The organism is Streptomyces sp. LX-29 (genome assembly GCF_029541745.1).
In the GTDB taxonomy this organism is placed as follows: Bacteria; Actinomycetota; Actinomycetes; order Streptomycetales; family Streptomycetaceae; genus Streptomyces.
Map to the genome: position 1 here is coordinate 1,683,065 of NZ_CP089746.1, position 15,398 is coordinate 1,698,462.

Below are 15,398 nucleotides of genomic sequence, written 5' to 3' on the forward strand. Positions count from 1 at the left end.
GGGCGCCTCCCCCATCCCACCGGCGGGCGCCGCCCCGAGCCGCTTCACGGCGCGCCGCCCCGACCGCCCCGAGCCGATTCCACGCCGCACCCGCCCCGACCGCCCCGAGCCGTTTCCACGGCGCGCCCGCCCCGACCCCGCCGAGGCCGTCCTAGCTCCGGTAGCCCTCCAGCAGTCGCAGCCACACCTCGCTGATGGTCGGGTACGCCGGCACGGCATGCCAGAGGCGCTCGATGGGGACCTCGCCGGCCACGGCCACCGTCGCGGAGTGCAGCAGCTCGCCGATCCCCGGGCCCACGAAGGTGGCGCCGACCAGGTGGCCGCGGTCCTCGTCGACGACGATGCGGGCCTGTCCTCGGTAGCCGTCGGCGTACAGGCCGGCGCCCGCCACCTGGGCGAGGTCGTGGTCGACCACCCGCACCCGACGGCCCTGACGCTCGGCCTCGGCGGCGGTGAGCCCGACGGAGGCCGCCTCGGGGTCGGTGAAGACCACCTGTGGGACGGCGGCGAGGTCGGCGGTGGCCGCGTGCGCGCCCCACCGGCCGGTCTGCTCCTCCGCGCCGCGCGCCCGCGCGCCGATGGCCGCCCCCGCGATGCGGGCCTGATACTTGCCCTGATGGGTCATCAGCGCCCGGTGGTTGACGTCTCCGGCGGCGTACAGCCAGCCGTCGCCGACCGCCCGTACGCGGCAGCTGTCGTCGACCTCCAGCCAGTCGCCCGGCGTCAGACCGACGGTCTCCAGGCCGATGTCGTCGGTGCGGGGCGCGCGGCCGGTGGCGAAGAGCACCTCGTCGACCGCCAGCAGCCGACCGTCGTCCAGGGTGAGGGTCACCGGCCCGTCCGCCGAGCCGTCACGCCGCACCTCGGTCACCGAGGTGTGCGTCCTGACGTCGACGCCGGCCTCGGCGAGGGCCTCCGCGACCAGCCGCCCCGCGAAGGGCTCCATACGGGGCAGCAGCCCGCCGCCCCGCACCAGCAGGGTCACCTTCGCGCCGAAGGCGCGCCAGGCGGTGGCCATCTCCACGGCGACCACGCCGCCGCCGACCACCGCAAGCCGCTCCGGAACGGCCGGCGCGCTGGTGGCCTCGCGGCTGGTCCAGGGTCGGGCGGCGGCGAGGCCGGGCAGGTCGGGCACGGCGGCTCGGCTGCCGGTGCACACCGCGACCGCGTGCCGCGCGGTCAGCTCGCGTCGCTCGCGGTCCGGCCCGTCCACCACGACCCGGCGCGGCCCGTCCAGCCGTCCGTGGCCGCGGACGAGGTCGATGCCGACCGACTCCAGCCAGGCGACCTGGCCGTCGTCCTTCCAGTGCGAGACGTACGCGTCCCGGTGGGCGAGCACGGCGGGCGTCTCCAACGGGCCGGCCACCAGGCCGCGCAGGCCGGGCACCCGCCGTGCGTCGGCCCGCGCGGTGACCGGCCGCAGCAGCGCCTTGCTGGGCATGCACGCCCAGTACGAGCACTCGCCACCGACCAGTTCGCTCTCCACGATCACGGTCGTGAGCCCGGCCGCGCGGGTGCGGTCCGCCAGGTTCTCCCCGGTCGGTCCGGCCCCCAGCACCACGACGTCGTACGCATCGGCAGTCATGGTGGCCATCCTTCCCCGGAGCGGGGGCACCGGCCACACGGCACCGCCCGGGGAGGGCGTGCGGAGCGGCGGCCGCCGGACGCGCCGACGGCCGCCGCTCCGGCGCGGGCTACCGCCCGCGCCCCTTGCGCTCCATCATGTGTCGGCCCAGCGCCTGCTTCTGCTTCCAGTCCCGCCGGATCTCGGCCCGCAGCCGGGCGTCCGTACGGGCGGCGAGCCGCTGGTTCTCCCGCATCAGCTTGCGGTAGCTGTCCAGTCGGCGCTCCGGGAGGCTGCCGTCGGCGACGGCGGCGAGCACCGCGCAGCCGGGCTCGCCCTGGTGCGCGCAGTCGTGGAAGCGACAGGTCTCGGCGAGCGCCTCGACCTCGGAGAACACCTGGGAGAGGCCCTCCTCGGCGTCCCAGAGACCGACGCCGCGCAGCCCGGGCGTGTCGATGAGCACGCCGCCCCAGGGCAACGGCAGCAGATCGCGCGTGGTCGTGGTGTGCCGGCCCTTGCCGTCGGCGTCGCGGGTCGCCTGGACGTCCTGGACCGCCTCGCCCAGCAGTGCGTTGGCGAGGGTGGACTTGCCCGCGCCCGACTGGCCGAGCAGCACGGAGGTGCCGGAGACCAGCTGGGCGGCGAGCACGTCGACGCCGTCGCCGGTGGCCGCGCTGACCGGCAGCACCTGGACACCCGGGGCCACCGTCTCGGCATCCGAGACCAGATGAGACAGCGCGTGGGGGTCGGGCACCAGGTCCGACTTGGTCAGGACGACCTGCGGCTGGGCGCCGGACTCCCAGGCGAGAGCGAGGAACCGCTCGATCCGGCCGAGGTCGAGTTCGGCGGCGAGGGACACCGCGATCACCGCCTGGTCGACGTTGGCGGCCAGGATCTGGCCCTCGGAGCGCTTGGAGCTGGTGGAGCGCACGAAGGCGGTGCGGCGTGGCAGCAGGGCCCGTACACACCCCTGGCCGAGGTCGACGGCGGCGAAGTCGCCGGTGCACATGATGGCCAGGGGATCGCCGGTGGCGACCGGCGCGACGTCGGCGCGCACGGTGCGGACGCCGGCGCCGTCGGGCACCACCACCTCGCACCGTCCGCGGTCGACGCGGACGATGCGCGCGGGCGTCAGGCTCTGGTCCCCCTCGGCACAGTCGACGAAGGACTCCGCGAAGCCCTCGTCCCAGCCGTAGCCGTGGAAGGGGTGCGCGGGAGTGAGATGAGACAGCAGCGGAAACAACGGGATCGACCCTTCGGAAGAGTGGTCCCGGGCCTCGGTCGGGCGCGCGCCTGTGCGCGCCGGGGTCCGACGGGGCGAGGCGTCAGTCGGGGACCACGGGAGTGGGAGTGGTGAGCTGGTGGGTGCGGGCGGCACCCGTGACGGCAACCGTCTTCGTCATCACGGTCTCCACCTCCCAGCGGTCCCGGAGCCGGCGTTCGGCTCGCGAAGGTCTCAGGTCCCGGCAGGCCACGTCGGCCTCGGACGGATTCGACCGTAGCCGCCGCCGTCGGGGCGCGCTACTCCTTTTCCTGGCCGTGTCGCAGCCGCGAACGCAGGTCCTCCGGGGGCAGGAACTGGGCCCAGCGCTCGGGGAACTCCGAGGGCATGTCCTCCGGGCCGTACTCCTGCGCCCCGTGGAGCTCCGCCTCGACGCGCGCCCGCTCCCGCTCCAGTGCCGCCCGCTCCGCGCGGGCGGCGGAGGTGGCGACCGACGGCCACACCCGGTCGATCGCGGCGTTGACGGCGGCGCCGACCAGCACCGCGAAGGCGGAGACGCCGATCCACAGCAGCACCGCCACGGGCGCGGCCAGGGAGCCGTAGATGGTCGGCCCCTCCACCGTGTGGGTGAGGTAGATGCGCAGCAGGAAGCTCCCCAGCACCCACATGGTGAGGGCGACCAGCGCGCCGGGGATGTCCTCCGGCCAGGGCGAGCGCACCGGCACCGACACGTGGTACAGCGTGGTCAGGAAGGCCACCGAGAGCAGGATGACGACGGGCCAGTAGAGCACCCGGACGAGGTCGGTGCTCCAGGGCACGATGTCGACCACCGTCTCCGGGCCGATGAGCATCAGCGGCAGCGCGATCGCGCCGACGACCAGGGCGACGAGGTAGAGCAGGAACGCCAGCAGCCGGGTCTTGACGATGCCGCGGCGGCCTTCGAGCCCGTACATGATGGTGATGGTGTCGACGAACACGTTGACCGCGCGGGAGCCGGACCACAGGGCGATGCCGAAGCCAAGCGAGATGACGTCGGGGCGACCGCCCTCGGTGACGTCGTCCAGCAGCGGCTTGGCGATCTCGTTGACGCCCTTGTCGGAGAGCACGGTGCCGGAGGCGTCGAGGATGTTCTGCCGCAGCGTGGCGACCATCTGGGTGTCGGTCCACGCGTCCACGTAGCCGATCAGACCGACCAGGCCCAGCAGCAGCGGGGGCAGCGACAGCAGGGTGAAGAAGGCGGCCTCGGCGGCGAGGCCGGTGACCCGGTACTCCACGCAGGAGTTCACGGTGTCCTTCAGCAGCAGCCACGCCATACGACGCTTCGACACGTTGCGGTAGAGGGCGCGGGCCCTGCGCAGGCGACTGGAGGGCCGCTCCGGCGCCGGTTCCGCTGGTGGTTCGTTTGCAGGCTGCACACTTCTCACCGTAGTCGTGCCCGCGCGCACCTTTTGACCACTACTGGCGTGGCGCCAGAAGACGGGACCCCGCAGCCGCGGCGACCGCCGCGGTGGTCCGCGGTCCGCCGGGCGGAGAACAGGCCCACGGGAGACCACCGCAAACAGTGGCGGAGAGTGATGCCGCGCCGACTCGGCACCACTCTCCGCGCTGGCGTCCACTGTCCGTGTCCGGCGCACCTGTCCGCAAACGTTGCGACGCGTTGCAACGGATCCTGTCGATGGGCGGCACGGAGTGCCCCGTCGACGGCACCATGAGAGCGTGCATCCCAGAACAGCCGACCCCGTGTCCTTCCCTGCCCCGGCGACCGCGCGTCCGATGATCGCGGAATCGTGGCTGCGGTCCCTGCGCCACGGCGTCGACCCCGACGTGGGGCGGCCGGCCCGCCCACTCTCCACCGACCAGATCGTCACCCGCCGGCAGGGCTCGCCGCTGGCGGAGCTGATGCCGGTGGTCCGGGAGGGGCTGCGCGCCGTGCTGGAGGACGAGCGGCATGTGCTGCTGGTCACCGACGCCCAGGGCTGGGTGCTGTGGCAGGAGGGCAGCCGGCAACTGCGGCGCAGCGCGGAGCGGCTGGAGCTGGCGGAGGGGGCCTACTGGGGCGAGGAGTCGGCCGGCACCAACGGGATCGCGGCGGCGCTGGCGACCCGCCGCCCGGAGCGTGTGCACGCCGAGGAGCACTACGTCACGGCGCTGCGCACGCTGGACTGCGCGGCCGCGCCGCTGCACGACCCGCGGGACGGCAGGCTGCTGGGCGTGGTCAACGTGACCAGCCCGGCGTCGCTCGCCCACCCCTCGACGCTGGCGCTGGTCACCGCCATCACCCGGGTCGCCGAGGGGGAGCTGCGGGCCCGGCACTGGGAGTCGGTCAACCGGCTGCGGAGCATCGCGGCGCCCGTGCTCGCCCGGCTGGACGGCGCGGCGCTGGCGGTGGACGCGTCCGGCTGGCCGGCCGCGGCGACCGGCATGGTCCCGCCGGACCGGGTGCCGCTCCCCCGCTCCCCGCAGGCCGGGACGGTGTGGCTGCCGTCGCTGGGCTCGTGCACGATGGAGCCGCTGCCGGGCGGCTGGCTGGTGCGGGTGGGGACGCAGGGTCCGACCGTGCCCAGCCGGGTGGTGCTCGACGTGACGGGTGCCCGCTCGTGGACGGTCACCGTCGGCGGCGCGGTCGGCAGCTGGTCGCACGAGCTGAGCCCGCGCCACACCGAGCTGCTGCTGGTGCTCGCCCTGCACCCGGACGGGCGGAGCGCCGCCCAGCTGGCGCAGGACCTCTTCGGCGACCCGCGGCGAGTGGTCACGGTGCGGGCGGAGATGTCCCGGCTGCGCCGCACGGTCGGCGGCGTGCTGGCCCACCGGCCGTACCGATTCGCCGACAACGTGAGCGTGGAGGTGCTGCGGCCCGACCACCCGGCGGACCTGCTCCCCGCGTCCACGGCCCCGGCGGTGGTGGCGGCCCGGCGTGATTGGGTGGGGACATGACGATCACCGTGACCACCTGGTCCCTGGAACAGACCTCGCCCGAGGACCTCAGGCCCGCGCAGCGACCGCCGGAGTCCGCCGGGGTGCGCATCGTGCGGGCGGAGATACCCAGCCCCGAGCTCAGCCGCTTCCTGTACACGGCGGTGGGCTCGGACATCTCCTGGCACGACCGGCTGCCGTGGAGCCGGGAGCAGTGGCGGGAGGTGGTCGAGCGGCCCGCGGCCGAGACCTGGGTGGCGTACGAGCGCGGCACCCCGGCCGGCTATGTCGAGCTGGATCCGCAGGACGACGGCGTGGTGGAGATCGTGTACTTCGGTCTGCTGCCCGACTTCCGCGGCCGCCGCATCGGCGGACACCTGCTGAGCTTCGGCACCGCGCGCGCCTGGGACCTGGCCGAACGGTGGCCCGACCGGGAGCCGACCAAGCGGGTGTGGCTGCACACCTGCAGCCTCGACGGCCCGCACGCGCTCGACAACTACCGGCGGCGCGGCTTCCGCCTCTTCGACACCAAGGTCGAGACCCAGCCCAGCGCCTGAGCGAGGACCGCTGTCCCGAGATTCGGGACAGTGTTGTCCACATAATGGATGGCGGTGGACGCTCCAAAGAGGGCCGTGCCACGCTTCCGTCATGCAGCGAGCTGGAATTGCCTTGGTGAGTCGGCGACACGTCGACCTAGGCCGCATGTCCAGCGCCATCTGTCCGGCGCGCTGACCGTCCCGGCGCCGTCCCGCAGCTCAGCCTCGACACCGCCGCGATCCCCCAGCCTTCCTGCGCCCTTCAGGGCAGTTTCTCCCCTTTTCTCCCCCCTTTTTTCGCACGTGACACCCGCCCGTCGCGCCCCGCCGCGCGCTCCCCGAGCGGGTCACAGCCGCATCCGCAGGTCCCGGAGGACGTACCGCCATGGCCGACACCCCGAAGCCGTCTCCCGCCGCGTCCCGCCGCAAGGCGGGCCGCCACCGTGGCGAGGGTCAGTGGGCCGTCGGCCACTTCACCCCGCTCAACGCCAACGAGCAGTTCAAGAAGGACGATGACGGTCTCAATGTGCGGACACGCATTGAGACGATCTACGCGCACCGGGGCTTCGACTCCATCGACCCCGCCGATCTGCGCGGCCGGATGCGCTGGTGGGGGCTGTACACCCAGCGCAAGCCCGGCATCGACGGCGGCAAGACCGCGGTGTTGCCGCCGGAGGAGCTGGACGACGAGTACTTCATGCTCCGGGTGCGGATCGACGGCGGCAGGCTGACCACCCATCAGCTGCGGGTCATCGGCGAGATCTCCGAGGAGTTCGCGCGCGGCACCGCCGACATCACCGACCGGCAGAACGTGCAGTACCACTGGATCCGGATCGAGGACGTGCCGGAGATCTGGCGCCGACTGGAGGCGGTGGGCCTGTCCACCACCGAGGCCTGCGGCGACACCCCCCGGGTGGTCCTGGGCTCCCCGGTGGCCGGGATCGCCGAGGACGAGATCATCGACGGCACCCCCGCCATCGAGGAGATCAACCGTCGCATCGTCGGCAACAAGGAGTTCTCCAACCTGCCGCGCAAGTTCAAGTCCGCGGTCTCCGGCTCGCCGCTGCTGGACGTGGCGCACGAGATCAACGACGTCGCCTTCGTCGGCGTGCGCCACCCCGAGCACGGCCCCGGCTTCGACGTCTGGGTGGGCGGCGGGCTCTCCACCAATCCCAAGCTCGGGGTCCGGATGGGCGCCTGGGTGCCGCTGGAGGAGGTGCCGGACGTCTACGAGGGCATCATCTCGATCTTCCGCGACTACGGGTACCGGCGGCTGCGCAACCGCGCCCGGCTGAAGTTCCTGGTCGCCGACTGGGGCGCGGCCGAGTTCCGTCGGGTGTTGGAGGAGGAGTACCTGTCGCGCCCGCTCGTCGACGGGCCGGCGCCGGAGCAGCCGGTGGCCCGCTGGCGCGACCACGTCGGGGTGCACCGACAGCGGGACGGCCGGTTCTACGTGGGCTTCGCGCCCCGGGTCGGGCGCGTCGACGGCGCCACCCTCACCAAGATCGCCGAGCTGGCGGCGGCGCACGGCTCGGACCGGCTGCGCACCACCGTCGAGCAGAAGATGATCGTGCTCGATGTCGCGCCGGACCGCGTCGAGTCGCTGGTGGCCGCGCTCGAGGCGCTGGACCTGCGGGTCACCCCGTCCCCGTTCCGGCGCGGCACCATGGCCTGCACCGGGATCGAGTTCTGCAAGCTGGCCATCGTGGAGACGAAGGGGCGCGGCGCCTCGCTCATCGACGAGCTGGAGCGGCGGCTGCCGGACTTCGACGAGCCGGTCACCATCAACATCAACGGCTGCCCGAACGCCTGTGCCCGTATCCAGGTGGCGGACATCGGTCTCAAGGGGCAGTTGGTCCTGGACGACGAGGGTCACCAGGTCGAGGGGTACCAGGTGCACCTGGGCGGTGCCCTCGGCCTGGAGCCGGGCTTCGGCCGCAAGGTCCGTGGACTGAAGGTCACCTCCGCCGAACTCCCCGACTACGTCGAGCGGGTGCTGCGCCGCTTCCAGGAGCAGCGGGCGGACGGCGAGCGGTTCGCCACCTGGGCGGCCCGCGCCCCCGAGGAGGATCTCGCATGAGCGCCGCGGACACGGGCCGCCGACGCGCGGGGGCGGACCGCCGACGCGCGGCCGACGACCACCGACCCGTGGCCGGGGGCCACACCCGCGGCCCCGCCCCGAGGGTCGAGCCGCCGACCGGCCAGGAGGCGTCATGAGCGAGCGCGCGGCTCCGTTCTACTGCCCGTACTGCGGCGACGAGGACCTGCGGCCGAGCGAGCAGGGCCATGGCGCCTGGGAATGCGCGGCGTGCAACCGGGCCTTCCAACTGAAGTTCCTCGGGCTGCTGACCCGTGGGCTTCGGCGCAACGACGGTGGAGAGGGTGCGACATGACGGACGGACCGGATACCGGAGAGCTGGCGACGCTGGCCGAGCGGGCGGGCCGGGAGTTGGAGGAGGCCCCGGCGCTGGACATCCTGCGCTGGGCGGCCGACACCTTCGGCCCCCGCTTCTGTGTGACCTCGTCGATGGAGGACGCGGTCGTGGCGCACCTGGCCTCCCGCGCCTTCCCCGGCGTCGACGTCGTGTTCCTGGACACCGGTTACCACTTCCCGGAGACCATCGGCACCCGGGACGCGGTCGCCACGGTGCTCGATGTCAACGTGATCACACTCACCCCCCGACAGACCGTGGCCGAACAGGACGCCGAGCACGGTCCGCGGCTGCACGAGCGCGACCCCGATCTGTGCTGCGCCCTGCGCAAGGTCACGCCGCTGGAGGAGGGCCTGGCCGGGTATGACGCGTGGGCCACCGGGCTGCGCCGGGACGAGGCGCCCACCCGGGCGGGCACCCCGGTCGTGGGCTGGGACGCCCGGCGGGGCAAGGTCAAGGTCTCCCCGATAGCGCGGTGGACACAGGCCGACGTGGACGCGTACGTCGCCGAGCACGGCGTGCTCACCAACCCGCTGCTGATGGACGGATACGCCTCGGTGGGCTGCGCGCCGTGCACCCGGCGGGTGCTGCCGGGCGAGGACTCCCGCGCGGGCCGCTGGGCCGGCCGCGGAAAGATCGAATGCGGGCTGCACACATGACCGGACTCCAGGAATCCGGGGTCCGGACGGTGGCCCCTGACAGCGCACTGGGGGAGCCAGGGGTTGCCCCAGACAACCATTCCCCTGGTAGGACTCACAGGGGGCCTGGGGGCTATACCCCGGGGAGAAATGGCGGGAGAACTCACGTGACGGGCGCCACGATTTGGCTCACCGGTCTACCCAGCGCGGGCAAGACGACCATCGCGTACGCGCTGGCCGACCGGCTGCGCGGCGAGGGGCATCGGGTGGAGGTGCTGGACGGCGACGAGATCCGCACCTTCCTCTCCGCGGGCCTCGGCTTCAGCCGCGAGGACCGCGACACCAACGTCCAACGCATCGGCTTCGTCGCCGAGTTGCTGGCCAGCAACGGCGTGAAGACCCTGGTGCCGGTCATCGCTCCGTACGCGGACAGCCGCGAGGCGGTGCGCACGCGCCACCAGGCGGCGGGCACCGCGTATCTGGAGGTGCATGTGGCCACCCCGGTGGACGTGTGCTCGGCGCGCGACGTCAAGGGGCTGTACGCCAAGCAGGCGGCCGGCGAGATCTCCGGGCTGACGGGCGTCGACGATCCGTATGAGTCGCCCCAGGCCCCGGACCTGCGCATCGAGTCGCAGCACCAGACCGTGGCGGAGTCGGCGGACGCGCTGCACGCGCTGCTGACGGAGAGGGGCCTGGCATGAGCCTGCTGAGCCTGACCAACGAGGGCGCCGACACCCCGTACGCGCTGTCGCACCTGGACGCCCTGGAGTCCGAGGCGGTGCACATCTTCCGCGAGGTGGCGGGCGAGTTCGAGCGGCCGGTGATCCTGTTCTCCGGCGGCAAGGACTCCATCGTCATGCTGCACCTGGCGCTCAAGGCGTTCGCCCCGGCGCCGCTGCCCTTCTCGCTGCTGCACGTGGACACCGGGCACAACTTCCCCGAGGTGCTGGCCTACCGCGACCGGACGGTCGCCGAGCACGGCCTGCGGCTGCACGTCGCCTCCGTGCAGGAGTTCATCGACGACGGCCGGCTGCGCGAGCGCCCCGACGGCACCCGCAACCCGCTGCAGACCGTCCCGCTGCTGGACGCCATCGAGAAGAACCGGTTCGACGCCGTCTTCGGCGGCGGGCGCCGCGACGAGGAGAAGGCGCGCGCCAAGGAGCGGGTGTTCTCGCTGCGCGACGAGTTCGGCGGCTGGGACCCGCGACGGCAGCGCCCCGAGCTGTGGCAGCTGTACAACGGCCGGCACTCCCCCGGCGAGCACGTCCGGGTCTTCCCGCTGTCCAACTGGACCGAGCTGGACGTGTGGCAGTACATCGGCCGCGAGAAGATCGAACTCCCCGGGATCTACTACGCGCACGAGCGCGAGGTGTTCTCCCGCGCCGGCATGTGGCTGGCGCCGGGCGAGTGGGGCGGCCCCAAGGAGGGCGAGCGGGTGGAGACCCGGCTGGTCCGCTACCGCACCGTCGGCGACATGTCCTGCACCGGCGCCGTCGACTCCGACGCCGTGACCATCGAGCAGGTCATCGAGGAGATCGCCGCCTCCCGGCTGACCGAGCGGGGCGCCACCCGCGCGGACGACAAGCTCTCCGAGGCCGCCATGGAGGACCGCAAGCGCGAGGGGTACTTCTAAGCATGAACACGAGCACCATCACCACCGCCGAGACCAGCGCCACCTCGCTGCTGCGGTTCGCCACCGCCGGATCGGTCGACGACGGCAAGTCCACACTGGTGGGCCGGCTGCTGCACGACTCCAAGTCCGTGCTGGCCGACCAGTTGGAGGCCGTCGAGCACGCCTCACGCCGACGCGGCGCCTCCGCGCCGGACCTGGCGTTGCTCACCGACGGTCTGCGCGCCGAGCGCGAGCAGGGCATCACCATCGACGTGGCCTACCGCTACTTCGCCACCCCCCGGCGGCGGTTCATCCTGGCCGACACCCCGGGCCATGTGCAGTACACCCGCAACATGGTCACCGGCGCCTCCACCGCCGAACTCGCCGTGGTGCTGGTGGACGCCCGCAACGGGGTGGTCGAGCAGACCCGCCGGCACGCCGCCGTCGCCGCGCTGCTGCGTGTGCCGCACGTCGTCCTGGCGGTCAACAAGATGGACCTGGTCGACTACGCCGAGCCGGTCTTCGCCGCCATCGCCGAGGAGTTCACCGGGTACGCCGCCTCGCTGGGCATACCGGAGGTCACCGCGATCCCGATCTCCGCCCTGGCCGGCGACAACGTGGTGACCGCCTCCGCGAACATGGACTGGTACGGCGGGCCGACCGTCCTGGAGCACCTGGAGACGGTCCCGGTGGGCGCGGACCCCTCGGCCGACCCGGCCCGCTTCCCGGTCCAGTACGTCATCCGTCCGCAGACCGCCGAACACCCCGACTACCGCGGCTACGCGGGCCAGATCGCCTCCGGCGTGCTGCGCACCGGCGACGCGGTCACCGTGCTGCCCTCGGGCCGCACCAGCACCATCGTGGGCATCGACGCGCTCGGTCAGGCGGTGGACGTGGCCTGGGCCCCGCAGTCGGTGACGCTGCGGCTCGCCGACGACCTCGACATCTCCCGCGGCGACCTGATCGCCCCGGGCGCGCAGGCGCCCGCCACCACCCAGGACGTCGAGGCCACCGTCTGCCATCTGCACGACCGACCGCTGCGGGTCGGCGACCGGGTGCTGCTCAAGCACACCACCCGCACCGTGAAGGCGATCGTCAAGGACATCCCCTCCCGGCTCACCCTGGACGACCTCTCCCAGCACCCGGCGCCCGGCGAGCTCGGCGCCAACGACATCGGCCGGGTGACGGTGCGCACCGCCGAGCCGCTGGCCCTGGACGCGTACGCGGACTCCCGGCGCACCGGGTCCTTCCTCCTGATCGACCCGGCCGACGGGACCACCCGTACCGCCGGCATGGCGGGCGACTCCTTCGCCACCCCCACCGTCGAGGACGCCGCGCGGCCCGACGAAGGGTGGGACTTCTGACATGACCGGTGATGTGTTCGCCACGTTCGCCAAGGAGGGCGGACGCGTCGGCAGCGGCACGCTCGGCAGCGGCCAGGGAGGGGTGGGCCGATGTGGGCGCTGACGCGTCCGCATCCCCAGCCCACGACACCCGCTCCCCGCTCCGCACTCCGAGAGGAACCCCTCCCGTGCCGTCTGCCGCACCCTCCGTCACTGGTCCCCGTTTCCGTCGACGACGACTGATCGCGGCCGCGGCCGCCGTTCCGCTGCTCCTGGGCGCCCTCGGCGCCTGCGGCTACGGCTCTCAGAAGAACGACAGCGACCGGGCCGTGCCCGCCGCCAAGGGCGAGAAGATCGACGGCCTGGACAAGGTGAGGATCGGCTACTTCGCCAACCTCACCCACGCCACCGCCCTGGTCGGCCTCAAGGAGGGCGGTCTGATCCAGAAGGAGCTGGGCGGCACCCGGATCCAGCCCTTCACCTTCAACGCCGGGCCGTCGGAGATCGAGGCGCTCAACGCCGGCTCCCTCGACATCGGCTGGATCGGCCCGTCCCCGGCCATCAACGGCTATGTGAAGTCCCACGGCGAGAACCTCAAGATCATCTCGGGGTCCGCCTCCGGCGGCGTCAAGCTGGTGGTCAACCCCGACAAGATCAAGTCCCTGGACGACGTCAAGGGCAAGAAGATCGCCACTCCGCAGCACGGCAACACCCAGGACGTGGCGTTCCTGAACTGGATCGCCGAGCAGGGCTGGGACGTCGACGCGCAGAGCGGCAAGGGCGATGTGTCGGTGGTCCGCACCGACAACAAGATCACCCCGGACGCCTACAAGTCCGGCGCCATCGACGGCGCGTGGGTGCCCGAGCCCACCGCCTCCAAGCTCGTCGCCGAGGGCGGCAAGGTGCTGCTGGACGAGGCCACGCTGTGGCCGAACGAGAAGTTCGTCATCACCAACGTCATCGTGCGGCAGGGATTCCTCGAGAAGCACCCGGACGTCGTCGAGGCCGTGCTGCGCGGGTCGGTGAAGACCAACCAGTGGATCAAGGACAACCCGGACCGGGCCAAGCAGGAGGCCAACGCGGCGCTGGAGGACCTGAGCGGCAAGCCGCTGCCCGCCGAGGTGATCGACCCCGCCTGGAAGTCCATCGAGGTCATCGACGACCCGCTGGCCGCGACGCTGGACACCGAGGCCGAACACGCGGTGCAGGCCGGGCTGCTGGAGGAGCCCGACCTGAAGGGGATCTACGACCTGCGGCCGCTGAACAAGGTCCTCAAGGCCGAGGGCAAGCCCCCCGTCTCCGCCGCCGGCCTCGGCGAACAGTAACCGGCCCGGCCCCTGCTGCCCTCACGTACGCAACCGGAGGTGACCGGATGTCATCGGCCCTGACCCCCGAGAAGACCCACACGGCGCGCGCCGGCGCACCGGCCGTCGCCCCGGCCGGGACCGGCGGCCCCGCCGTCCGACTCGACCACGTCCACAAGGCGTTCGGCCGCCCCGGGACCGCGCAGCCCGTCCTGGACGACATCAACCTGGAGGTGCGGCCGGGTGAGTTCGTCTGCCTCCTGGGCGCCTCCGGTTGCGGCAAGTCGACGCTGCTCAACCTGATCGCGGGGCTCGACGCGCCGTCCGCCGGGGAGATCTCGGTGCCCGGCGGCCGGCCGGCCCTGATGTTCCAGGAGCACGCGCTGTTCCCGTGGCTGACCGCGGGCAAGAACGTCGAACTGGCCCTGCGGCTGCGGGGCGTCCCCCGGGCGGAGCGCCGGGCCGAGGCCCAGCGGCTGCTGGAGCTGGTGCGGCTCGGCGACGCGTACCGCAAGCGGGTGCACGAGCTGTCCGGCGGCATGCGCCAGCGCGTGGCGATGGCCCGGGCGCTGGCGCAGGACTCGGACGTACTGCTGATGGACGAGCCGTTCGCGGCGCTGGACGCCATCACGCGCGATGTGCTGCACGGCGAGCTGACCCGGATCTGGAGCGAGACGGGCGTGTCGATCGTGTTCGTCACGCACAACGTCCGCGAGGCGGTGCGGCTCGCCCAGCGCGTGGTGCTGCTCTCCTCTCGCCCAGGAAGGGTCGTCCGCGAGTGGGCCGTGGACATCCCGCAGCCGCGCCGCATCGAGGACGCGGCCGTCGCGGACCTGTCCATAGAGATCACGGAACAACTGCGTGGGGAGATCCGCCGTCATGGCCAGCACTGAGACCGACGGCGGCACCGCGCCGCACACGCTGCGCAAGCCCGGACCGTCCGACCGGGCGGCGGCGCCCGGGTCGTCCGCCGGGCAGGACCTGGCGGGCCTGGAGGCCGGGCTGGACGCCCTGGACGCGGTCCAGGTCCGGCGGGCCTCGCTGACGCAGGTCCTGGTCCAGAAGGTGCTCCCGCCCATCGTGGCCGTCGCCCTGGTGCTGGTGGTCTGGAAGGCGCTGGTCTGGGCGAAGGTCACCGACGACTACAAGCTGCCGGACCCCGAGCTGGTGTGGGAGGCGCTGCGCCAGCTGTGGCTCCGCGGCGAGCTGTTCGACATCATCTGGACCAGCGTCTCGCGCGGGTTGTTCGGCTTCCTCATCGCGCTGGCGATCGCCACCCCGCTGGGGCTGATCGTCGCCCGGGTGACGTTCGTCCGGGCCGCCATCGGACCGATCCTGTCCGGACTCCAGTCGCTGCCGTCGGTCGCCTGGGTGCCGCCGGCGGTGATCTGGCTGGGGCTGAACGACTCGATGATGTACACCGTCATCCTGCTGGGCGCGGTGCCGTCCATCACCAACGGGCTGGTCTCCGGGATCGACCAGGTGCCGCCGCTGTTCCTGCGGGCCGGGCGGACGCTGGGCGCGCGCGGGCTGCGCAGCGCGCGCCATGTGCTGCTGCCGGCCGCGCTCCCCGGCTATGTCGCCGGGCTCAAGCAGGGCTGGGCGTTCTCCTGGCGGTCGCTGATGGCGGCGGAGATCATCGCGGCCTCGCCCGACCTGGGGCTGGGACTGGGCCAGTACCTGGAGAACCAGCGGAACAACTCCGACATGGCGGGGGTGCTGCTCGCCATCACCCTCATCCTGTTCGTCGGCATCGCCATCGAGTTGCTGGTGTTCGCGCCCATCGAGCGCCGGGTGCTGCGCAGCCGCGGCCTGCTGGCCGCCGCCCGCTGAG

14 protein-coding genes are annotated in these 15,398 nt (G+C 72.8%); 11 read left to right on the top strand and 3 right to left on the bottom strand.

The window, feature by feature from the left end; translation table 11 throughout:
* Positions 1-151 precede the first annotated feature (151 nt).
* The 3 genes from LRS74_RS07345 to LRS74_RS07355 all read right to left on the bottom strand — a co-directional run bounded on the left by LRS74_RS07345 (position 152) and on the right by LRS74_RS07355 (position 4,201).
* The gene (locus LRS74_RS07345) at positions 152-1,585 is read right to left on the bottom strand and encodes an NAD(P)/FAD-dependent oxidoreductase (RefSeq protein ID WP_277740238.1); all 1,434 of its coding nucleotides are present in this window, start codon (positions 1,583-1,585) and stop codon (positions 152-154) included.
* 109 nt (positions 1,586-1,694) lie between these two features.
* Entirely contained in the window at positions 1,695-2,807 is a 1,113-nt protein-coding gene (gene rsgA / locus LRS74_RS07350) for a ribosome small subunit-dependent GTPase A (RefSeq protein ID WP_277740239.1), read from the bottom strand.
* Positions 2,808-3,085: 278 nt separating this feature from the next.
* Positions 3,086-4,201, bottom strand: coding sequence for a YihY/virulence factor BrkB family protein (locus LRS74_RS07355; protein WP_277740240.1), 1,116 nt, complete (start codon positions 4,199-4,201; stop codon positions 3,086-3,088).
* Positions 4,202-4,502: 301 nt separating this feature from the next.
* Between LRS74_RS07355 and LRS74_RS07360 the strand changes: the two genes are divergently transcribed.
* From LRS74_RS07360 to LRS74_RS07410, 11 genes are all read left to right on the top strand, one after another.
* The gene (locus tag LRS74_RS07360; RefSeq protein ID WP_277740241.1) at positions 4,503-5,720 is read left to right on the top strand and encodes a helix-turn-helix domain-containing protein; all 1,218 of its coding nucleotides are present in this window, start codon (positions 4,503-4,505) and stop codon (positions 5,718-5,720) included.
* On the top strand, positions 5,717-6,256 hold the full coding sequence (locus tag LRS74_RS07365; RefSeq protein ID WP_277740242.1) for a GNAT family N-acetyltransferase: 540 nt from the start codon (positions 5,717-5,719) through the stop codon (positions 6,254-6,256). The genes LRS74_RS07360 and LRS74_RS07365 overlap by 4 nt, the downstream gene beginning before the upstream one ends.
* Positions 6,257-6,620: 364 nt before the next feature.
* The gene (locus tag LRS74_RS07370; RefSeq protein WP_277740243.1) at positions 6,621-8,315 is read left to right on the top strand and encodes a nitrite/sulfite reductase; all 1,695 of its coding nucleotides are present in this window, start codon (positions 6,621-6,623) and stop codon (positions 8,313-8,315) included.
* A gap of 133 nt (positions 8,316-8,448) precedes the next feature.
* Positions 8,449-8,628: a hypothetical protein gene (locus LRS74_RS07375; protein ID WP_277740244.1), complete on the top strand. Its 180-nt coding sequence runs from the start codon at positions 8,449-8,451 to the stop codon at positions 8,626-8,628.
* Positions 8,625-9,326, top strand: coding sequence for a phosphoadenylyl-sulfate reductase (locus LRS74_RS07380; RefSeq protein WP_277740245.1), 702 nt, complete (start codon positions 8,625-8,627; stop codon positions 9,324-9,326). The genes LRS74_RS07375 and LRS74_RS07380 overlap by 4 nt, the downstream gene beginning before the upstream one ends.
* A gap of 146 nt (positions 9,327-9,472) precedes the next feature.
* The gene (gene cysC / locus LRS74_RS07385; RefSeq protein WP_277740246.1) at positions 9,473-10,006 is read left to right on the top strand and encodes an adenylyl-sulfate kinase; all 534 of its coding nucleotides are present in this window, start codon (positions 9,473-9,475) and stop codon (positions 10,004-10,006) included.
* Positions 10,003-10,938: a sulfate adenylyltransferase subunit CysD gene (gene cysD, locus LRS74_RS07390; protein ID WP_277740247.1), complete on the top strand. Its 936-nt coding sequence runs from the start codon at positions 10,003-10,005 to the stop codon at positions 10,936-10,938. Before cysC ends, cysD begins: the two co-directional genes overlap by 4 nt.
* A 2-nt stretch (positions 10,939-10,940) precedes the next feature.
* Complete coding sequence (locus LRS74_RS07395) at positions 10,941-12,281, top strand: GTP-binding protein (RefSeq protein ID WP_277740248.1); 1,341 nt, start codon at positions 10,941-10,943, stop codon at positions 12,279-12,281.
* A gap of 167 nt (positions 12,282-12,448) precedes the next feature.
* Complete coding sequence (locus tag LRS74_RS07400) at positions 12,449-13,585, top strand: ABC transporter substrate-binding protein (RefSeq protein ID WP_277740249.1); 1,137 nt, start codon at positions 12,449-12,451, stop codon at positions 13,583-13,585.
* Positions 13,586-13,632: 47 nt separating this feature from the next.
* Positions 13,633-14,457 carry an ABC transporter ATP-binding protein gene (locus LRS74_RS07405; protein ID WP_277740250.1) on the top strand — a complete coding sequence of 275 codons (825 nt, stop codon included), beginning with the start codon at positions 13,633-13,635 and terminating at the stop codon, positions 14,455-14,457.
* The gene (locus LRS74_RS07410) at positions 14,444-15,397 is read left to right on the top strand and encodes an ABC transporter permease (RefSeq protein ID WP_277740251.1); all 954 of its coding nucleotides are present in this window, start codon (positions 14,444-14,446) and stop codon (positions 15,395-15,397) included. The genes LRS74_RS07405 and LRS74_RS07410 overlap by 14 nt, the downstream gene beginning before the upstream one ends.
* Position 15,398: the final 1 nt, after the last annotated feature.